Below are 20,225 nucleotides of genomic sequence, written 5' to 3' on the forward strand. Positions count from 1 at the left end.
GAGGAGCGAAATGACCCTCGTGCTTCGATATGCCGCGCGCAGTGACCGCGGTCTGGTCCGCGCCAACAACGAGGACTCGGTGTATGCGGGCGCGCGCCTGCTCGCGCTGGCCGACGGCATGGGCGGACACGCTGCCGGCGAGGTGGCCTCCCAGCTCGTCATCGCCGCGTTGGCCCACCTCGATGACGACGAGCCCGGTGGCGACCTGCTCGGCAAGCTGAATTCGGCGGTCGCCGAAGGTAACTCGGCCATCGCCGCGCACGTGGAGGCCGATCCCGAGCTCGAGGGCATGGGTACGACGCTGACCGCGATCCTGTTCGCAGGCAGCCGACTCGGCCTCGTGCACATCGGTGACTCACGCGGGTACCTCATGCGCGACGGTGAGCTCACCCAGATCACCAAGGACGACACGTTCGTCCAGACGCTGGTCGACGAGGGCCGCATCACCGCCGAAGAAGCGCACAGCCACCCGCAACGTTCGCTGATCATGCGGGCGCTGACCGGCCACGAGGTCGAGCCGACGCTGACGATGCGCGAAGCCAAGGCCGGTGACCGCTACCTGCTGTGCTCCGACGGGCTCTCCGACCCGGTCAGCCAGGAGACCATCCACGAGGCGCTGCAGATCGAAGACGTCACCGACAGCGCCGACCGGCTGATCGAATTGGCGTTGCGCGGCGGCGGTCCCGACAACGTGACGGTGGTGGTCGCCGACGTCGTCGATTACGACTACGGGCAGACCCAGCCGATCCTGGCCGGTGCGGTTTCGGGCGTCGACGACGACACGATCCCGCCCAACACCGCGGCGGGCCGGGCCTCGGCCTTCAATCCGCGCCGCAACGAGCCGAAAAAGGTGGTACCCCAACCGGCTGAACCGGCCCGCAAGCCCCGCTCCCGGCGCCGCTACGTGATCGCTGCGGTCGTGCTGGTCCTGGTGGTGCTCGCGGGCCTGGCCATCGGCCGTCAGATCATCCGTAGCAATTACTACGTCGGCGAGCACGACGGCATCGTGGCAATCATGCGTGGTATCCAGGGCTCGTTTCTCGGAGTCTCGCTGCAGGAGCCGTACGGGCTGGGCTGCCTGAACGCCCGCAATGAACTGTCCCTGATCGGCGCCGACGACAACCGCAACAATCTCGGGTGCCGGCTGATGGCGGTCAGCGACATGCGCCCCTCCGAGCGGGCCCAGGTGATCGCCGGTCTGCCGGGCGGCACGCAGGACGAGGCCATCGCCCAGATCCATGAGCTGGCGCGCAGCTCGGTGCTGCCGGTGTGCGTCACGCGCACCTCGCCGACCACGACGAGTGCGCCGCCGCCTGCACCGACCACCACGCCCGGCCCGGCCCCGTCGTCGACCCCGCCGCCCGCGCCCACGACCACAACGGCCCCGCCGGCTCCTGCGCCCTCTACCGAGGCGTCAGAGCCCGCTGCGCGCCCACCGGGCGAATCGGTGTCCCCGGAGCCCGCGCCGCCATCAACGCCCACCGCGACAGCGCTACCTCCCCCGTCGCAGGTACCGGGGACGGACTGCCGGGCGGTGTCATGACCACCCAACCCCAGTCACCGGTTACCGTGACGCCGGCACTACCCAACCGGCGCAACGCGGAACTGTTTCTGCTGGGGTTCGCGGCACTGATCACCACTGTCGCGCTGCTGATCGTCGAGGCCAATCAGGAACAGGGCATCACCTGGGACCTGCTGCGCTACACGGTCGGATACCTCGCCCTCTTCGGCGTCGCCCATCTGGCGGTGCGCCGCTTCGCGCCCTACGCTGACCCGCTGCTGCTGCCGGTGGTCGCACTTCTCAACGGACTGGGCCTGGTGATGATCCACCGGCTGGATCTCGCCGAAGGCACCGCGAGCTCGGGCGGTCTGGGCGGCACCGCCAACCAGCAGATGTTGTGGACTCTGGTGGGAGTCGCGGTTTTCGCCGTGGTGGTCATCTTTCTGCACGATCACCGCATGCTGGCCCGCTACGGCTACGTCTGCGGCCTGACAGGCCTTGTGCTGCTGGTGATTCCGGCGATCCTGCCGGCCAAGTACTCCGAGCAGTACGGCGCCAAGATCTGGATTCAGTTCCCCGGCTTCTCGATTCAGCCGGCCGAGTTCTCCAAGATCCTGCTGCTCATATTCTTCGCCGCCGTGCTGGTGGCCAAGCGCGAATTGTTCACCAGCGCAGGCAAGCACGTCCTCGGCATGGATCTCCCCCGGCCGCGCGACCTGGCCCCGCTGTTGCTGGCCTGGATCGCCTCGGTCGGCGTGATGGTCTTCGAAAAGGACTTGGGCGCTTCGCTTCTGCTGTATGCGTCGTTCCTGGCGCTGCTCTACATCGCCACCGAACGCCTCAGCTGGGTGGTGATCGGGCTCGCCCTGTTCGCCGCGGGAAGCGTTGTGGCGTATCACATTTTCGGCCACGTGCGAGTGCGCGTGCAGAACTGGTGGGATCCGTTCGCCGATCCCGACGGCGCCGGCTACCAAATGGTGCAGTCGCTGTTCAGCTTCGCCACCGGTGGCATCTTCGGCACCGGACTCGGCAACGGTCAGCCCGGCACGGTTCCGGAGGCCTCGACCGACTTCATCATCTCCGCGATCGGTGAGGAGCTCGGCCTGGTGGGGCTCGCCGGCGTGCTGATGCTCTACACGATCCTGATCATCCGCGGCATGCGCACGGCCATCGCCGTGCGCGACAGCTTCGGCAAGTTGCTCGCAGGTGGGTTGTCCTCGACGCTGGCGATCCAGTTGTTCATCGTCGTCGGCGGCGTCACCAAGCTCATTCCCGAGAGCGGCCTGACCACGCCGTGGATGTCCTACGGCGGCTCGTCGCTGTTGGCCAACTATGTGCTGCTGGCCATCCTCGTGCGCATCTCGCACGGCGCCCGACGGCCGATCACCACCACCCGGCAGCCCAACGCCACCCCGATCGCCGCGGCCAAAACCGAGGTGATCGAGAAGGTATGAACACCTCGCTGCGCCGTGTTGCCGTCACGATCATGGTGCTGATCGTGCTGTTGTTGGCCAACGCCACCCTGACCCAGGTCTTCACGGCCGACGGGCTGCGCGCCGATCCCCGCAACCAGCGTGTGCTGCTCGACGAGTACTCGCGCCAGCGCGGGCAGATCACCGCCGGGGGACAGCTGCTGGCTTACTCGGTGTCCACCGACAACCGGTTCCGCTTCCTGCGGGTGTACCCCAACCCGCTGGTCTACGCGCCGGTCACCGGTTTCTACTCGCTGGGCTACTCGAGCACCGGGCTGGAGCGCGCCGAGGACACCATCCTCAACGGTTCCGACGAGCGCCTCTTCGGCCGCCGACTCGCCGACTTCTTCACCGGCCGCAACCCGCGCGGCGGCAACGTCGACACGACCATCAAGCCGCAGGTCCAGCAGGCGGCCTGGGACGCCATGCAGAACGGCTGCGACAACGGCCCGTGCAAGGGCTCTGTCGTGGCGCTGGAGCCCTCTACCGGCAAGATCCTGGCCATGGTGTCGTCGCCGTCCTACGACCCCAACCTGCTGGCGTCGCACGACCTGAACGCGCAAGCCGCGGCCTGGGAGAAGCTGCGCGACGACCCGGCCTCACCGCTGCTCAACCGGGCCATCTCCGAAACCTATCCGCCGGGCTCCACGTTCAAGGTCATCACCACCGCGGCGGCCCTGCAGGCCGGTGCCACCCCGGACACCCAGCTGACCTCGGCAGCGCGCACCAACCTGCCGGACAGCACCGCGACGCTGGAGAACTTCGGCGGCGCCCAATGCGGTCCCGGCGCGACGGTGTCGCTGCGCGAGGCGTTCGCCAAGTCCTGCAACACCGCGTTCGTGCAGCTGGGCATCGACACCGGCACCGACAAACTCAAGAGCACCGCGCAGGCGTTCGGCCTGGACACCTCACCGCCGGCCATCCCGCTGCAGGTCGCCGAATCCACCGTCGGACCCATCGACGACGGCGCGGCACTGGGCATGTCCAGCATCGGGCAGCGCGACGTGGCACTGACCCCGCTGCAGAACGCTGTGGTGGCCGCGACCATCGCCAACGGCGGTGTCGCCATGCGCCCCTACCTGGTGGATAGCCTGAAGGGACCCGACCTGGCCACCATCAGCACCACTGCCCCCGCCCAAGAGCGCCGGGCGGTGTCACCGCAGGTCGCCGCTACACTTACGAACTTGATGGTCGGCGCCGAGCAGGTGACGCAGCAGAAGGGAGCCATCGCCGGCGTGCAGATCGCTTCGAAGACCGGTACGGCAGAGCACGGGACTGACCCCCGTAACACTCCGCCGCATGCCTGGTACATCGCCTTTGCACCGGCCACGGACCCCAAGGTCGCGGTCGCGGTGCTGGTCGAGGATGGCGGGGACCGGTTGTCGGCCACCGGCGGCGCACTGGCCGCCCCGATCGGACGTGCCACCATTGCGGCGGCCCTGCGGGAGGGATCATGAGTGACGCTTGCGGGCGGATCGTGAGTTCGCGCGAGCGGATCATCGGTTCGGCATGCGTCAACCGAGTCTGGGAGGTGCACGCATGAGCCCGCGGGTCGGCGTCACGCTGTCGGGCCGGTACCGGCTGCAGCGGCTCATCGCCACCGGCGGTATGGGCCAGGTGTGGGAGGCCGTCGACTCCAGGCTGGGACGCCGGGTCGCGGTCAAAGTGCTCAAGGCCGAGTTCTCGACGGATGCGGAGTTCGTCGAACGCTTCCGCGCCGAGGCTCGCACCGTGGCCATGCTGAACCACCCCGGCATCGCCAGCGTGTACGACTACGGCGAGACAGAGCTGGACGGCGAGGGCCGCACCGCGTATCTGGTGATGGAACTCATCAACGGCGAACCACTGAACTCCGTGCTCAAACGCACCGGCCGACTGTCGTTGCGGCACGCCCTGGACATGCTCGAGCAGACCGGGCGTGCGCTGCAGGTCGCCCACACCGCGGGCCTGGTCCACCGCGACGTCAAACCGGGCAACATCCTGATCACCCCGACCGGACAGGTGAAGCTCACCGACTTCGGTATCGCCAAGGCGGTCGACGCCGCACCCGTCACGCAGACCGGCATGGTGATGGGCACCGCCCAGTACATCGCCCCCGAGCAGGCGTTGGGGCACGACGCCACGGCCGCCAGCGACGTGTACTCACTCGGTGTCGTCGGCTACGAGTCGGTGTCGGGCAAGCGCCCGTTCACCGGTGACGGTGCCCTGACGGTGGCGATGAAGCACATCAAGGAGACGCCGCCGCCGCTGCCCGCCGATCTGCCGCCCAACGTGCGCGAGCTGATCGAGATCACGCTGGTGAAGAACCCGGGCATGCGTTACAAGTCCGGCGGCCCGTTCGCCGACGCCGTCGCCGCCGTGCGCTCCGGCCGGCGCCCACCCCGGCCCAACCAGGCCCCGACGCTGGGCCGCGCCGCACCTGCTGCCGTGCCGTCGGCTGCACAGGCCCGCGCCGCGGCGGATATGACCGGGCGGGCCCCGGCGACCGCTGCGCGACCTCGTACCAACACCGGCACCCATCGACCGGCGCCGGCGCGGCGGACGTTCTCGTCCGGCCAGCGGGCCCTGCTGTGGGCTGCCGGCGTGCTCGGTGCGCTGGCGATCGTGATCGCGATCCTCATCGTGCTCAACGCACAGGACCGCAAAGAACAACAGTCGCCGCCGCCCACGGTCACCAACACGGTGACGCAGACGACGCCCTTCCAGTCGCCCGCAGCGCTGCCGGCGATCGTGCCGCAGCAATCTGCTGCCCCGGAACAGATACTGCAATGACGACCCCTCAGCACCTTTCCGACCGATACGAACTCGGTGAGATCCTCGGCTTCGGCGGCATGTCCGAAGTCCATCTGGCCCGCGACCAGCGCCTGCACCGTGACGTCGCGGTCAAGGTGCTGCGCGCGGACCTGGCGCGCGACCCCAGCTTCTACCTGCGTTTCCGCCGCGAGGCACAGAACGCCGCGGCGCTGAACCATCCGGCCATCGTCGCGGTCTACGACACCGGTGAGGCCGAGACGCCCAACGGGCCGCTGCCCTACATCGTGATGGAGTACGTCGACGGCGTCACACTGCGCGACATCGTCCACAACGACGGGCCGATCCCGCCGCGGCGCGCCATCGAGATCATCGCCGATGCCTGCCAGGCGCTGAACTTCAGCCACCAGCACGGCATCATCCACCGCGACGTCAAGCCGGCCAACATCATGATCAGCAAGAACAACGCTGTGAAGGTGATGGACTTCGGCATCGCCCGCGCGTTGGCCGACGTCAACAGCGTCACGCAGACCGCCGCGGTCATCGGCACCGCCCAGTACCTGTCGCCCGAGCAGGCGCGCGGCGAGTCGGTCGACGCGCGCTCCGACGTGTACTCGCTCGGTTGCGTGTTGTACGAAATCCTCACGGGGGAGCCACCTTTCATCGGTGATTCACCTGTCGCGGTGGCCTATCAGCACGTCCGCGAGGATCCGGTGCCGCCGTCGACGCGGCATCCGGGCATCCCGCCCGAACTCGACGCCGTGGTGCTCAAGGCACTGGCCAAGAATCCCGACAACCGGTACCAGTCGGCGGCGGAGATGCGTGCCGACCTGGTGCGGGTGCACAGCGGTGAGGCGCCGGACGCGCCCAAGGTGCTCACCGACGCCGAACGCACGTCGATGATGACGCAGTCCGGCCCGATGTCGTTCAGCGCGCCGACCGAGCACATGCCCGCACCGATCCAACCCACGGCTGCCGGCCGGGACCGCAACGCCTCGATCGGCCGCTGGCTCATCGCGGTGGCCGTGCTCGCCGTGCTCACGGTGGTGGTGACGGTGGCGATCAACATGATCGGCGACCGCCCCCGCGACGTGCAGGTGCCGGATGTGACGGGCCAGACGGCCGACGACGCGGTGGCTGCGCTGCAGAACCGCGGCTTCCGGACCCACATCGACCGTCAGCCGGACAACACGGTTCCGCCCGAAAAGGTCATCAACACCGATCCGGCGGCCAACGCACAGGCGAGCGCGGGCGATGACGTCGCCATCGTCGTCTCGACCGGGCCGCAGCAGGCGCTGGTGCCGGATGTGACGGGTCTGAGCCCGGCGCAGGCCCGGGACAAGCTCAAAAAGGCCGGCTTCACGAAGACCAAGGAGACGCCCAGCGCATCGACGCCGGAGCAGAAGGACAAGGTCATCGCGACGGTCCCGCCCGCCAACCAGACGGCGGCGATCACCAACGAGATCACCATCGCGGTGGGTTCGGGTCCGGGTAGCAAGCTTGTGCCCGACTGCGCCGGCCAGAGCCCAGAAGTGTGCAAGCAGATCCTCAACGCCGCCGGTTTCCCCAACACGGTGCCGGTCGATGTCGACAGTCCGCAGCCCAAGGGCCAGGTGATCGGTGTCGAGCCCGCCGCCGGGCAGAACGTGCCGGTGGACACCCTGATCCAGATGCGGGTGTCCCGCGGCAATCAATTCATCATGCCCGACGTGCGCGGGGGATTCTGGACCGACGTGGAGGCCAACCTGCGTAACGCATACGGCTGGACCGGGAACCTCAACCGCGCGCCCGACGTGTCCAACAGCGGTCAGCGGACCAATGCGGTGGTGACACAGAGCCCGTCGCCGGGGACCCCGGTGAACTTCGGGGACCCGATCACACTGGCGTTCGCGTCGTAGCGGCGGCGACCGCGCGGGCGACCTCGTCCTCGAGCTGACGCACGAGGTTCTCGTCCGGCGGGAATCCACAGATGCCGAGCCAGTTGGCCAGCATCCGGTGGCCGCCCTCGGTGAGGATCGATTCGGGGTGAAACTGCACGCCGTGGATCGGGAGCTCGCGGTGGCGGACGGCCATGATGACGCCGCTGTCGGTCTGCCCGAGCACCTCGAGTTCGGGAGGCACGCTGTCGGGCAGGATCGTCAGCGAGTGGTACCGGGTGGCCGTGAACGGATCCGGAAGTCCTTGCAGCACACCGGCATCGGCGTGGTGGACCACGCTGGTCTTACCGTGCAGCAGTTCGGGTGCCCGGTCGACGGTGCCGCCGAACGCGACACCGATGGCCTGATGCCCCAGGCACACGCCCAGCAGGGGAGTACCGGCCTCGGCGCACGCCCGGACCAGCGGAATCGAGGCGCCTGCACGTTCCGGCGTGCCGGGACCGGGGCTCAGCAGCACCCCGTCGAAGTCCTGTGCGGCCTTCGCGATGTCGGCCTCGCCGGCCAGCCGCGTGTCGTCGTTACGCCAGACCTGCGCGTGCACCCCGAGCTGGCCCAGGTACTGGACCAGGTTGAACACGAAACTGTCGTAATTGTCGACGACCAGAACCTGCATCGGCCCAGGTTACCGGCTCAGTAGCCGATCGGGCCCGCCGGCTGGGCATACCGCATCCGCACCGGCCCGGTGTGCCCCACGAGGTCGACCTGGGCCCGGGGTTCCTCGGTGTAGCCCAGGCCGAAGCGCACCACGTATTGCTTGTACAGCGTGACCAGTGGGGCGGCGGCGAGCGCGGCCTGCATGGCGCCGGCATCGCCGATCGCGGTGATCACATACGGCGGGCTGTAGGTGCGGCCGTTGAGCAGGAGTGTGTTGCCGACGCACCGCGGCGCCGAGCCGGGCATGATCCGCTGGTCCTGCATCTGGACACCTTCTGCACCTGCACTCCACAGCGCGTTGAGCACGGCCTGGATGTCCTGCTGATGGACCACGAGGTCGTCGGGCGAGGCGTCGCGCGGGAATCGGCCCTGGGCGTCGCGCTGAGCATCGTTGAGCGTCACCACCAGCCCGGGACCGCGCATGGGGGTGACGTCGGCTTGGGCGGCCAACGCGTCGGCGCGTTCGGTGATGGCGGCCAGCGCGGCATGTGAACCGGGCGTTCCGCCGTGATGGCTGTCGACCTGGCCTGCCAAGGCGTCGCGTTGCACGGTGAGCCGCTCGACCGACTGCTGGGCCTCACGTACCAGGTCGACGAGGCGGGGAGCGTCGCTACGACGGATCTCACCGCCCCCGGAGACGCCGTGGGTGGCGGCCAGCAGCAGACCGGCCAGCAGGCACACCACCGGCACGCCGAAGCGCCACCGAGATCGGTCCGGTCGGTCCATCGGTTTATCTCCTGGACGTGCAGCTACGTTAGTGTCGTGAAGCATCCTGCTCCATCGTCGCACCGTGTGACGCCGACTGTCCGTGAAGGTACCCATGCCCAAGTCCAAAGTCCGTAAGAAGAACGACTTCACCATCAAGCCGGTGAGCCGGACACCGGTCAAGGTCAAGGCCGGACCGTCCAGCGTTTGGTTCGTGGCCCTGTTCATCGGACTGATGTTGTTCGGTCTGATCTGGCTGCTGGTGTTCCAGCTCGCTGCCACCAATCCGATCGACACCCCGTCGTTCCTGCGTTGGATGGCCGACCTCGGTCCGTGGAACTACGCGATCGCGTTTGCTTTCATGATCACCGGTCTGTTGCTCACGATGCGCTGGCACTGAGCTGTGCCGACCTGATAATGAATTCATCTTACGATCCGAGGGTTACGGACTCAGCAACGTTGCGGCCGCCCAATCACACCGTTGTGATTCATCCCCATTGTGGATAGCACTTGTGGATAACTTCATTAGCCACGGTAAGAGGGTGTGAAGAACCCGTGCAGCAAACGCAGTGGAGCCCGCCGACGTTGGGAATCGCAGCTTGCGGCATAGCCGGACTTATGATGGCTGCAGCGGCTGTGACCGTCATCACAGATTCCCCGGGACGTGTTCTGGCCGGCATTGCCGGGGTGGGATTGCTCACGTTTGCAAGCTTCTCGTTGCGCGCACGACCAAAACTGGCAATCACCGGTGAAGGCTTGGCCATCGGTGGCTGGTTGCGCACCCGAACACTTCGCCGCAATGAGATCAGGTCGATCCGCATCACGGAGTTCCGGCGGATCGGGCGGAAGGTCCGACTGCTCGAGGTCGACACCGTCGATGACCGGCTCGTCGTCTTCACCCGGTGGGACCTGGGAACCGACCCTCTCGACGTGCTCGACGCCCTCAAAGCCGCCGGCTACTGATCTGCCCCCACACACGACGCGACGCCCCCGCGTACGAGGGCGTCGCGTCGTGTGGCGGACGTTAAAAGGTCAGGACACGGTGACCGACTCGATCACGACCGGCTCGGTCGGACGGTCGCCGCGATCGGTCGCGGTGGTGGCGATCGCATCGACCACCTTCTGCGACTCCGGATCGACAACCTCACCGAAGATGGTGTGCCTGCGGTTCAGGTGCGGCGTCTTGCCGACCGTGATGAAGAACTGGGAGCCGTTGGTGCCGGGCCCGGCGTTGGCCATGGCCAGCAGGTAGGGCTTGTCGAACTGCAGTTCCGGGTGGAACTCGTCGGCGAACTGGTAGCCCGGGCCGCCGCGGCCGGTGCCCGTCGGGTCGCCGCCCTGGATCATGAAGCCGTCGATGACGCGGTGGAAAACGGCCCCGTCGTAGAACGGACCGGACGTGCCACCCGAGGCGTTCTCGGTGCTGTAGTCCTTGGTGCCCTGCGCCAACCCGACAAAGTTGGCCACGGTCTTGGGAGCGTGGTTTCCGAACAGTGCGATCTTGATGTCACCGCGGTTGGTGTGCAGTGTCGCCGTCGCGGTCTGAATAGGACTCGTCACGGGGCATGAGTCTGCCACTACGGTCCTCGACGCCAACCGGCACCCGCCAGTTACCCACTCGAACGCCGTCGGGATGGCAGTCTGGGGAGCAGCTTTCCCACGGCGGCAGAAAGGTGCGAGATGACCGCGACGACCGATGACCGGCTGGCTCCCAACCAACGACTGGCCCGCGGCCTGAAGTACACCGCGGTGGGCCCCGTGGACATCTCCCGGGGCGTGGCGGGGTTGAGCATGCAGGCGGCCGCGGCGGCCGGTGCGAGCGCCCGCAGGCGTTACCAGGACGGCCAGTTGCGCCGCCAGCTGGCCGCTGTGGCCGAGAAGCTGGAGGCACTGCCGGACGTTCTGCCCGACCTGCTCGCCGATGTGGCGCCGGCCAAGCCCAAGCACCGCCGTCGTCCGTGGCTCATCGCCGCGGTGGCTGCCGCCGTGCTGGCCGGGGGAGCGGTGGCCTTCTCCGTCGTGCGTCGCACCAAGCGGCCCGAGCCACCCGCCACGCTGCCCCCGAGCGTCGACGTCGCGCCCAAGCCGTAGCGGCGAGGTCCATTCGCCCAATTCGACGAAACGGTCGTCAGCGTGCGGCTTTCACGACCGTTTCGTCGAATTCGCGATGGTCAGGCCCGCTCGATAACCGCCTTGATCGCCGCGAGGGTCACGGGGATACCGGACAATGCGGCGTCACTGCGCGCTGCGATCTGAGCGTCGGCGTCGACACCGTAGCGCTCCCGGAAGCCGGCAAGGCCCCGCGGCAGGAACACCCAGGACTGGGTCAGCCGGGTGCCGCCGTCCTCGGGGGCCATCGCATAACCCCAGCGCACCCAGCCGTCGTTGACCTCCCACGCGAACTCGCGTCCGGGTTCGGCCACTACCACCTGGCTGCGGGTCTGCCACTCCCGTTCCGGTGTGACGTTGCGGCCCGTGAACCAGGCGCCGACTTTCGGTCCGGAGCCTTCGTCCCACCAGCATTCCTTGCACACCGGACTCCACTCGCCGGTGCGAGTCACGTCGGAGACAACGGTGTAGACGTCTTCCGGCGAGGCCGAGACGTGGACTGAGTCAGTGAATTCCAATGGCGGCACCATCGGATTATCCGTGCCGTCGTCACCCGCGCCGCGGTTGGGGTTGGTGCAGATCGTGCCCTCGCACGGGACCACAGACCCGTCACCGTTCGGATTCGGCATCACCGCACCACCGTTGTCCGCAGGATCGTCACCCGCACCGTGATTGGGGTTCGTGCAGATGGTCCCCTCACACGGCACCACAGACCCGTCCCCGTTCGGATTCGGCATCACCGCACCACCGTTGTCCGCAGGATCGTCACCCGCACCGTGATTGGGGTTCGTGCAGATCGTGCCCTCACACGGCACCATCGAGCCGTCCCCGTTCGGATTCGGCATCACCGCACCGCGATTGCCGGCAGGATCGTCGCCCGCACCGTGATTCGGATTCGTGCAGATCGTGCCCTCACACGGCACCATCGAGCCGTCCCCGTTCGGGTTGGGCATCATCGGGACCGCCGAGCCCGGCGCGGCCGGGGCGGTGCGTTGGGTGGGGGCGGCAGGTGCGGCGGGCTTCGCGCTGGACGACGATGTCGCCGGGCTGGTGCTTGTCGGCGCCTGTTCGGTGGTCTGACTCCCGCACGCGGCCGCGCTGCACACCACAAGCGCGGCCAGGGCTGTGACAATTCTCTGGCTGTAGCTCATATGAGCCGACCCTAGCAACGTCCTCACCAATTTCTGGGAGGTTGCTGAAGACGTTCCAGCGCAAATGATTTCGCGACTGACGAATGAAAGGTTGTGTCAGCAACCGCGGTCTTCCCGTGACAATCCAGACCATCGCCGCAGGCCACACCGGCTGCGAACCGAACGAAATTGCTCGTCGTCGTTGATTGCGTCCGTGAACTGGAGCGTGAAAACCAACGTCTCCGTGACGAAAACGCGGCGCTCCGCGGCGAAGTCCTTGAACTACGGCGAAGCACTCGTCGCCGCAACACAACGTGACCGGCAGGAATTCTCGGGCCAAGAAGCCCAGACCGAATCGCGCGCGGCCGCATCGGAGCGCCTTCGCCTTCATAACGCGCACCCGGTGAGAGCGACCTTGCCGGCGCGCCCGCCTCTGTGGAGAACCCACTACGCACGTCCAGCGACGGGATCGATCTTCCTAGCGGCGCACAGCGGTCACGTCAGCCGGCACACACGATCCGCAAGATTTGAGCCAGGAGCAACCCGTACGCGCAGCGACGAGACATACACTCACTTTTCGCGCAGAACGTCGCAAAGGATGTTAGGGCCAGTTCACTTGGCAGAAGCTGCGAATCCAGAAACGCCTCGACTGTGGCCGCGGCCGCGCTTCCTGGCTGTCGACGGGACGGATGCGACGTCAGTATCGGCAGAATCACTCGACGCGCCCGACGGTTGGGGCCGGCTGCGATCAGTGGCTCGCAGTGGCTCGCTCGCTACGCAGCCAGCAGTCGGCATGGCGCCAGCGGGGGGCTTTGGTCGGTCCGAACGGGCACTACGCGATGACCTGAGCTGATCGATCCGCAGGCACATCGCGCTGAGTATTTCGCACGAACCGCCAGGCGCGCACTTGCGTAGCTGGCCAAGATGAACGGGTCACTGCCTCGGTAGTCCTTGCCCAGATCGCGTCCCCATGACCACATCTCAGTCGCTCAGCACGCCCACAGTACTGCGCATCGACGTACCCGCACTCTGGGCATCGGGTCCACAGATACGCCGCATCCATGCCTTGGTCGGTGGGCAGGAGCATCGAACCGTAGTTGCCGAAGTAGAAGCTCCCTCGAACTTCGCAGGGTCAGGAATCCCAGAAACGGCGACCAGCAGGATGTCATCATGGCGCGGGCGACTCTCATCCTCGCCGCATGGGGCCACATCGTCGAGATTCCAACCGCCCTCCGGAGGTCCGTCCGGATAGTCACCGAACTCCAGTTCTTCGAGGTCTTCGAAGGCACAGTAGGCCGCATCATCGTCGTCAGTTTCGGCACGAAGCCAGGTGTCACGGCTCGGCAGATAGAAGGTGGGCGACAGCTCATCGCGCGTCACCCAGTATGGCTTCTCGCCGGCCAGCCGCCAATCGACGTCGAGTAGATCTAGCAACAAGCCCATCGCGCCTGAACGACATTGTGAAACGCGATCTCACGGTATGTAGTAGGTACCACTGGATCTTGCCGTCTGCAGATCCTTTCCACAGGGACACATGGCAGTCCGGCGCGCCGTTTCGTACCGCCCCATGATTCGCCCGATGAACAGGTCGCTCGGTATCGACAGTGGTTGGCTCGGCAATTTTCTAAGCCCGAGACAGGAGTCGACCGGATACATCCACTGGCTGGCGGCGATGAGCGCTTGTTCGGCCAAGGTGACGTAATGAGCCCATCAGGTCCCTTCTCGTCGCGGAGCCATGGATGACGATGGTCGGTCGCGACACGGGATCCGGGCCGCAGGGGCGCGCGACTGCGGTGTCGGTCCCCTCGGCAATAATTGACGCTGACGCTCGGCAGCTATGGACGCTCCAGCGCTGGCGATGGTGGCCGCATAGCCATCAACGAAATGGGGGTATGCGAAGTGAGCTATCGGAACAAGACTTATGTGGCTTTCGCCAGTGAGGACATCCACTGCTACCGGCTGATGGAAGCGTGGCGGGACAACAAGCACATCGACTTCAACTTCTTCGACGCCCACGACCTCTACCAGGCGCGGGACACCAGCCAGCCCGAAACGATCAAGCGCAACCTGCGTGAACGGATGAAGAACGCCAAGCAGATCGTGTTGTTGGGAAGCGCCACCGGCCGGCGCAAGGGAAGTGACGGCAAGTCATTTCTTGCGCATGAAGTGAAGGTGGCGATCGAGTTCGACCTGCCGATCGTGGTTGCGAACCTGGACGGCAAACGAACGGTCGACCGTACAGTGATCCCCGAGCCGCTCATTGACGATGACTACTACACGCTTTCGGTGTCGTTTCAGCCGACAATCATCAAGTTTGCCCTAGACAACTATGCGCCAGCGTTTGCCACCAGGGGCAATACCGGTCCCCACTACTACAAGTCGGACATCTACCAGAGCCTCGGCCTGTGAGCAAAGCGCTGCGGGACGACCTGCTCAATCGGAGATTTATATTCCGCTGCGCAACAACGCTTTTCGCCTGGATTGGCGTTGTTTCTGCCGCCGGCCAAGTCCTGGACTGGGCGTTTCATTTCTCCAAACACGGTTGGTGGTCACCAGTCGTCATCACCATCGCAGGCCTGGGACTGCCGGTGGCGATTTGGTATGCCTGGCCGCGCCCGATCGAGGAAACCTACGACACACCCGCCACGCGCATCCGTGTCGTCAAAGGCGACATCCTGGATTTCGGAACCGAGCACATCGTCATTCCCACCTGCGACACATTCGATACCCTCCCTCCGAACATCATCGCGCCCACCAGCCTGCAGGCTCAAGCTCTCTCGCGCATTTATGACCACGATGTCGCCAGACTTGATGCGGATCTTGATGCCGCGCTGGCAGCTACGGTTCCCGTCGGTACCATCACGAAAGTCGGCAAGACGTCCCGTTACGAGCTGGGTACCGTCGCCACGATCAGCCACCCCAATCGGAAACTGTACTTTCTCGCCATCACCACCATGGATGCCAACAACAACGTGCAAGGGACGCCCGACGGTCTGTGGATAAGCCTGAACCGTCTGTGGGAAGAGATCGGGCGTTCCTCGAATGGTCGAACTGTGTGCATGCCCGTTATCGGCGGCGGTATGTCGCGCATGTCTAGCATCGTTCCCACACAGGATTCGCTGCGCTTCACCGTCTTGTCGTTCATGTTCGCGTCAAGGCGGCAGCGAGTGTGCGAGGAGTTGCGTATCGTTGTTCGGCCAGCAGACTACGAGAAGTTGGATCGGCTTGAGCTGCAAGCCTTCTTGACTTCACTGAAGCCGTCATGAGTGACCAAACAGCAATCGAGGTGCCCGACAGACCCCGGTGCGCGTTCTGCGACTATCTCTCGGGTCGGCGAGCGTTCACGATTGCCGCCCGCACCGATCAGATCGCCGTACTGGTAACCCGAGAACAGCGGGGGTTGCCGCACCTGCTCGTTGTTCCGATTACTCACCGCGAGACGATTCTGGACCTGACTGACGCGGAGCTCACCGCGCTAGCCCTCGGTGTTCGATCCGCGGCCGAGGCGATCGACATTGCTTACGAGCGACCGGGCATCGCGGTCTGGCAGAACAACGGAGTACCAGCGCACCAAACGATTCCTCATGTTCACTTCCACGTAGCCGGAACACTTCCTGAAGGCGGCACCGATTGGGGGCAGGTTCGAGAAGAGCCGCTGGGACAAACGGATGACATAGCGCGAGTAATAACTCCGCACCTACGCTTGCGGTGATTGTGTGCTTGGTTTCGTCGGCGAACACCGCAAGGGGTCGAGCGCGACCGGTTCTGCGGTTGGTGTTGGGTCCACGACGCGCTTCGGGCGTCCCCGTAACCGCAACTTCAACGAGTGGTGCGTGGTCCCGGCCTATGAGCCACCAATTGAATGACGCCTGCTCCAGCATCATCTCGATCCAGAAGCACCTCCCCGTTCTTCGACATCCGGTATCGGCGGAGCATTTGACCTAGCCCAGATTTTTCGGGGATTATCGCTGGTGACGGCGTGTAGATAAGCGAAAGTGCCTGTCCTGCAAGGGATAATTGGACTTCTCTAGGGTTCAACCATCCTGACGGGAAGGCACTTCGCAGGTGAAGAGTATCGCGGCCGCATCGCGGGTGAAAGTGTCAGCCGACGGCCACGGGGTCGTGTCGCACGCCGGGATGGGCCTACTGCGGGAACTGGCCGACCGGACCGGGTTATCAGCGCAGGTCACCGGGGCTTTGGCCGACACCTACCGCGGGCCGTGGAGCTACGCACCCGGCGAGGTGTTCGCTGATCTGGCCGCGGCGGTCGCCGACGGCGCGGACTGCATTGACGGGGTCGGCCAACTGTGCGGCGACCGTGAGCACGCGTTCGGCGCGAAAGCCTCCACGACCACGATGTGGCGGCTGGTCAATGAGCGCATCGACGCTGCACACCTGCCTGCGGTGCGCGCGGCCCGCGCCAGCGCGCGGGCGGCGGCCTGGGCCGCCGGTGCGGCCCCCGAACCGGGTGGCTGGCTGCACATCGACATCGACGCCACCCTGGTGATCGATCACTCCGACAACAAACACGGCGCGACGCCGACCTGGAAGAAGTCGTTCGGGCACCATCCGCTGCTGGCGTTCCTGGACCGCCCCGAGATCGCCGGCGGGGAAGCCCTGGCCGGGCTGCTGCGCAGCGGCAACGCGGGCTCCAACACCGCCAGCGACCACGTCATCGTCCTGGCCCAGGCGCTGGCAGCGCTGCCCGCGCCGTGGCGGCCCGACTCGAGTCGTGGCGGTGATCCCGACCGGCCCCAGGTGCTGGTGCGTTGCGACACCGCCGGAGCCACCCACCGATTCGCCGACGCCTGCCGTGAGCAGGGGGTCGGATTCTCCTTCGGCTACCCCGTCGACGCCCGCGTCCAGGACGCCGTGGACACACTCAACCTTGCCGAGGGCTGGTACCCGGCCATCGACACCGACGGTGGGCTGCGCGACGGCGCCTGGGTCGCCGAGGCCACCACCTTGGTCAACCTCAACAGCTGGCCGCCGGGCACCCGGCTGATCCTGCGCAAAGAGAGACCGCATCCCGGCGCCCAGCTGCGGTTCACCGACACCGACGGGATGCGCGTCACCGCGTTCATCACCGACACACCGCCCGGTGTCGTGGCCGGCCAAGTCGCCGGCCTGGAGTTGCGGCACCGCCAGCACGCCCGCGTCGAGGACCGCATCCGCGAACTCAAGAACGCCGGCCTGCGCAACCTGCCGTGTCACGGCTTCTGGGCCAACGCCGCCTGGCTCGAGATCGTCCTGGCCGCCGCCGACCTGGTCATCTGGGCACGGCTCATCGGATTCACCAGTGATCCGACGCTGGCCCGCGCCGAGATCGCCACGTTCCGCTACCGCGTGCTGCACGTCGCGGCCCGCATCACCCGCGGCGCCCGCCAACTCCGGCTGCGCATCGACGCCACCTGGCGCTGGGCCACCTCGATCGCGACCGCCTGGCAGACGATCCGCACCGCCTTCGGATAACAGCCGGCCTCCTGACCGATCGATCACGAAAGACATACCGGCCCTAGGAAAGCCCGCCCCACCCGGCGACACGGGACCAACCCACCATGCCCTGTGACCGCAGACGTCACCCGACCAACCATCACGCCCTACAGATCCACCGCCATCACCATCGACGAAAAATCCGGGCTAGCTCCTCGCCCGACAGATCAGCGGTGGCCAGCAGCGCCGCAATGAGTTCTTTGCGATTACTCCGCTCGCCCGCTGCCGTCGCGCGGGTAAGCAAGGCGTCGATCCGCTGGTCGACAGCTAGCGGCAAGCGCAGTCCGACCTGCTTGTCGCGGCTGCGGACCACAAGTTCGTCGCGGTCGACCGGAATGTCATCCATTTTTGTCATACCGCAGCGCTACATTAGAAATATGTCTCGGATACATATGTCATTCCTTCTGGAATCAATACTGGCATGTGCACCGGATACGCCGCTAGATGCACGTGATCATTGGCCGCTTCATGAGGCGTTGCGCAGCCTCGACCACTGGCTCAACGAAGAGGCACACAACCGCGCTGTATGGTGCACCGCCGGCTTTCCGGTACTGCAGTTCGTGAAAGATCCGGACGTCGGATGGCGCGCCAGTGGTGTCACACGTGCGATTTGGGATCTCGTGAGCGACGGAACGCTGATCTGCGTCGACGAAGATGACGGGTGCGCGAGATTCGTGCTGAAGGCCCTAGCAACACCGCATATCAGGCGCGAACTCATGCACTTGTCGCCCGAATGCGCTGCAGCCCTTCAGCGAACTGGCCACCGATTCGCACAGAACGCGACGATGGCGTCGTAAACGCCCCTACGTGCACGCCTGTCGCCAGGAGCAACTCGTTTGGAGAGCACTGAAATGCGCCGCCACTCCGTTGACTGCACCTTTCGATGCAGCACGCTTATCTCGACCCGACCGGCATCACGACCTGAACGGATCGTCCGCTCCTCCACGGCCAGCGCAATTTTCGGTTCCGCTGGCGGCCAAAATCCTTCCCGGCGACCCGACGCATCGGCAGGTTGCCAGTCGACGTACCCGATCTGCTGAAGGGCCCGTAGCGCCGCGGCGGCCGATCGGGGCCTGCGGGCGACACTTCGCGAAGCCATCTCCAGCACCAAGCGTTCCAACTTTGTTGGAATCACCGGGCCCAACCTGAAATGCCGGTCAGCGACCGCCCGCTGGCCGCGATTCAAACGATTCGTAATGTCGACGTTGTCCAAAATTGCGTAGTCCAGAGGTCCACCGAACAACTCCAACAGGGTGAATCCTGCGCTGTAGATGTCGCCAGCAACCCCGTACCGCTGCACCGCCAACTCGGGCGGCCGGTACAAGCGCGTTCCACCATTGCCGTCTGCCTCGTCCAACTCGTCCATGCGGGCCGCATTACCGAGATCTCCCAGGTACGCGCTACTGAAATCGTCGTCGAGAAATACATTGCCAGGCTTGATGTCCCGATGAAGTATCCGCTGCTCCACATGCAAGTAATGCAGCGCTGTCAACAGTTGCCGTGCGATCCCCATGCCTTGATACAACGACAGCTCGCCACGGGCTTCCAGCACACTGTGAAGGCTGCCATCGGCGTAAAACGGCATGGTGAACGTGATGCACTTGAGATTTCTCGGGAGCCCGGGCGTCCACTGGGCCTCCCATACCTGGACAAGATGATCATTCTTGATCTTGTTGAGCAGCCCTGGCTCGCTGAGCGCAAGTGCATCCGGGAGTCCGAGGAGGCTGACCGTCTTCTGGACAACGGGCCGATTGAAAATCTCGTGCCAGCACTTGTACGTCTCGGCGCTGTTGCCTTCGCTAATCGTCTCCAGGAATTGATATGTCGGCTTGTCGATGCGCTCGCCAAGCAGCAGTGCCCGCGCCATTACCGCCGGCCTCCACACAGGGCACCCAACGCCGCGATGTCCCGCTTTTTGGACCAGTGCTTGCCAACCACCGGCAGAACCAGCGCACTATGCGTCGACAACTGCCCAGACTGCGGTAAGCCGAGCTTGGACCGCACATCAGGCCGAGACAGCCGCGCCGTGGGCACCTGTGCCCGCGCACCCGCAATCAAAATTGCCGTTTCAATGGCAATTCGCGGGACCAACGCTGCATAAGTGTCACTGTAATTGTTCTCCGGACTCACGATTACGATCCGCGTAATCGCCCGCTCGCGGATGAGGAGTTCAACCGCATTCGCCAACTCACTCAGACCCTCACTACCCGCCATTCCTGGGGGAACCATGAGTTTGAAGGGCTCGGATTCCTCGATCGCGTCCCCGTCCAGGATCGCACAGTACGCCACCGCTCCCGCCACATTGATTCCCAGGACCGCCACGCAGACCTCCTCTGTCGAAATAGATTACGGACTATCGCGTGGATACGAAAGTAGGTGTAGAGGTCCGACTTGCCACAACGCACCTTGGTGCCGCGTGTTGTCGCGGGCGTTCCCTTCAGAGCCATGGCAGCATTTCTCATGTGCTATTTGC

The 20,225-nt window shown here is 65.6% G+C and carries 21 protein-coding genes; 13 read left to right on the forward strand and 8 right to left on the reverse strand.

Annotated elements, in window-relative coordinates; genetic code table 11:
• Positions 1-10: 10 nt before the first annotated feature.
• The 5 genes from BTO20_RS36315 to pknB all read left to right on the forward strand — a co-directional run bounded on the left by BTO20_RS36315 (position 11) and on the right by pknB (position 7,622).
• Positions 11-1,543 carry a PP2C family protein-serine/threonine phosphatase gene (locus BTO20_RS36315; RefSeq protein WP_087081296.1) on the forward strand — a complete coding sequence of 511 codons (1,533 nt, stop codon included), beginning with the start codon at positions 11-13 and terminating at the stop codon, positions 1,541-1,543.
• On the forward strand, positions 1,540-2,955 hold the full coding sequence (locus BTO20_RS36320; RefSeq protein WP_087081297.1) for an FtsW/RodA/SpoVE family cell cycle protein: 1,416 nt from the start codon (positions 1,540-1,542) through the stop codon (positions 2,953-2,955). Before BTO20_RS36315 ends, BTO20_RS36320 begins: the two co-directional genes overlap by 4 nt.
• A complete protein-coding gene (pbpA, locus tag BTO20_RS36325; protein ID WP_087081299.1) occupies positions 2,952-4,430 on the forward strand; it encodes a D,D-transpeptidase PbpA in 1,479 nt (492 codons plus the stop codon). Before BTO20_RS36320 ends, pbpA begins: the two co-directional genes overlap by 4 nt.
• Before the next feature lie 82 nt (positions 4,431-4,512).
• A complete protein-coding gene (locus BTO20_RS36330; protein ID WP_087081301.1) occupies positions 4,513-5,745 on the forward strand; it encodes a protein kinase domain-containing protein in 1,233 nt (410 codons plus the stop codon).
• Positions 5,742-7,622 (forward strand): Stk1 family PASTA domain-containing Ser/Thr kinase, encoded by a 1,881-nt coding sequence (pknB, locus tag BTO20_RS36335; RefSeq protein ID WP_087081303.1) that lies wholly within the window; start codon positions 5,742-5,744, stop codon positions 7,620-7,622. Before BTO20_RS36330 ends, pknB begins: the two co-directional genes overlap by 4 nt.
• Here pknB and BTO20_RS36340 read toward each other — a convergent pair.
• Complete coding sequence (locus BTO20_RS36340) at positions 7,600-8,274, reverse strand: aminodeoxychorismate/anthranilate synthase component II (protein ID WP_087081305.1); 675 nt, start codon at positions 8,272-8,274, stop codon at positions 7,600-7,602. The two genes, pknB and BTO20_RS36340, sit on opposite strands and share 23 nt — an antisense overlap.
• A gap of 17 nt (positions 8,275-8,291) precedes the next feature.
• Complete coding sequence (locus BTO20_RS36345) at positions 8,292-9,041, reverse strand: DUF881 domain-containing protein (RefSeq protein WP_087081307.1); 750 nt, start codon at positions 9,039-9,041, stop codon at positions 8,292-8,294.
• A 94-nt stretch (positions 9,042-9,135) separates the two neighbouring features.
• Here BTO20_RS36345 and crgA point away from each other — a divergent pair, with 94 nt between their 5' ends.
• Entirely contained in the window at positions 9,136-9,420 is a 285-nt protein-coding gene (gene crgA, locus BTO20_RS36350) for a cell division protein CrgA (RefSeq protein WP_064942868.1), read from the forward strand.
• 155 nt (positions 9,421-9,575) lie between these two features.
• A complete protein-coding gene (locus BTO20_RS36355) occupies positions 9,576-9,983 on the forward strand; it encodes a PH domain-containing protein (protein WP_087081309.1) in 408 nt (135 codons plus the stop codon).
• A 69-nt stretch (positions 9,984-10,052) separates the two neighbouring features.
• Here the strand turns inward: BTO20_RS36355 and BTO20_RS36360 are convergent, their stop codons facing one another.
• A complete protein-coding gene (locus BTO20_RS36360) occupies positions 10,053-10,598 on the reverse strand; it encodes a peptidylprolyl isomerase (protein ID WP_198344195.1) in 546 nt (181 codons plus the stop codon).
• 102 nt (positions 10,599-10,700) lie between these two features.
• On the opposite strand from BTO20_RS36360, the gene cwsA reads away from it, so the two are divergent.
• Positions 10,701-11,111 carry a cell wall synthesis protein CwsA gene (gene cwsA / locus BTO20_RS36365; RefSeq protein ID WP_087081311.1) on the forward strand — a complete coding sequence of 137 codons (411 nt, stop codon included), beginning with the start codon at positions 10,701-10,703 and terminating at the stop codon, positions 11,109-11,111.
• Between the two features lie 80 nt (positions 11,112-11,191).
• Here cwsA and BTO20_RS36370 read toward each other — a convergent pair whose 3' ends face one another.
• Positions 11,192-11,659: an SRPBCC family protein gene (locus tag BTO20_RS36370; RefSeq protein WP_408632221.1), complete on the reverse strand. Its 468-nt coding sequence runs from the start codon at positions 11,657-11,659 to the stop codon at positions 11,192-11,194.
• 367 nt (positions 11,660-12,026) lie between these two features.
• On the opposite strand from BTO20_RS36370, the gene BTO20_RS40040 reads away from it, so the two are divergent.
• Positions 12,027-12,209: a hypothetical protein gene (locus BTO20_RS40040; RefSeq protein ID WP_198344618.1), complete on the forward strand. Its 183-nt coding sequence runs from the start codon at positions 12,027-12,029 to the stop codon at positions 12,207-12,209.
• Positions 12,210-13,240: 1,031 nt separating this feature from the next.
• On the opposite strand, the gene BTO20_RS39670 is transcribed toward BTO20_RS40040, so the two are convergent.
• Positions 13,241-13,702 carry a hypothetical protein gene (locus BTO20_RS39670; protein ID WP_157680414.1) on the reverse strand — a complete coding sequence of 154 codons (462 nt, stop codon included), beginning with the start codon at positions 13,700-13,702 and terminating at the stop codon, positions 13,241-13,243.
• Positions 13,703-14,074: 372 nt separating this feature from the next.
• On the opposite strand from BTO20_RS39670, the gene BTO20_RS36390 reads away from it, so the two are divergent.
• From BTO20_RS36390 to BTO20_RS36405, 4 genes are all read left to right on the forward strand, one after another.
• The gene (locus BTO20_RS36390) at positions 14,075-14,668 is read left to right on the forward strand and encodes a TIR domain-containing protein (protein ID WP_232490974.1); all 594 of its coding nucleotides are present in this window, start codon (positions 14,075-14,077) and stop codon (positions 14,666-14,668) included.
• Entirely contained in the window at positions 14,665-15,525 is an 861-nt protein-coding gene (locus BTO20_RS36395) for a macro domain-containing protein (RefSeq protein WP_087081317.1), read from the forward strand. Before BTO20_RS36390 ends, BTO20_RS36395 begins: the two co-directional genes overlap by 4 nt.
• The gene (locus BTO20_RS36400; RefSeq protein WP_087081319.1) at positions 15,522-15,971 is read left to right on the forward strand and encodes an HIT family protein; all 450 of its coding nucleotides are present in this window, start codon (positions 15,522-15,524) and stop codon (positions 15,969-15,971) included. The genes BTO20_RS36395 and BTO20_RS36400 overlap by 4 nt, the downstream gene beginning before the upstream one ends.
• 353 nt (positions 15,972-16,324) lie before the next feature.
• The gene (locus BTO20_RS36405; RefSeq protein WP_087081322.1) at positions 16,325-17,731 is read left to right on the forward strand and encodes an IS1380 family transposase; all 1,407 of its coding nucleotides are present in this window, start codon (positions 16,325-16,327) and stop codon (positions 17,729-17,731) included.
• A 145-nt stretch (positions 17,732-17,876) separates the two neighbouring features.
• On the opposite strand, the gene BTO20_RS36410 is transcribed toward BTO20_RS36405, so the two are convergent.
• The 3 genes from BTO20_RS36410 to BTO20_RS36425 form a co-directional block, all read right to left on the reverse strand.
• Complete coding sequence (locus tag BTO20_RS36410) at positions 17,877-18,098, reverse strand: hypothetical protein (protein WP_232490975.1); 222 nt, start codon at positions 18,096-18,098, stop codon at positions 17,877-17,879.
• A gap of 402 nt (positions 18,099-18,500) precedes the next feature.
• Entirely contained in the window at positions 18,501-19,619 is a 1,119-nt protein-coding gene (locus BTO20_RS36420; RefSeq protein WP_087081326.1) for a protein kinase domain-containing protein, read from the reverse strand.
• Positions 19,619-20,074 (reverse strand): hypothetical protein, encoded by a 456-nt coding sequence (locus BTO20_RS36425; RefSeq protein ID WP_232490976.1) that lies wholly within the window; start codon positions 20,072-20,074, stop codon positions 19,619-19,621. Before BTO20_RS36425 ends, BTO20_RS36420 begins: the two co-directional genes overlap by 1 nt.
• Positions 20,075-20,225: the final 151 nt, after the last annotated feature.

The organism is Mycobacterium dioxanotrophicus (assembly GCF_002157835.1).
Taxonomy (GTDB): domain Bacteria; phylum Actinomycetota; class Actinomycetes; order Mycobacteriales; family Mycobacteriaceae; genus Mycobacterium; species Mycobacterium dioxanotrophicus.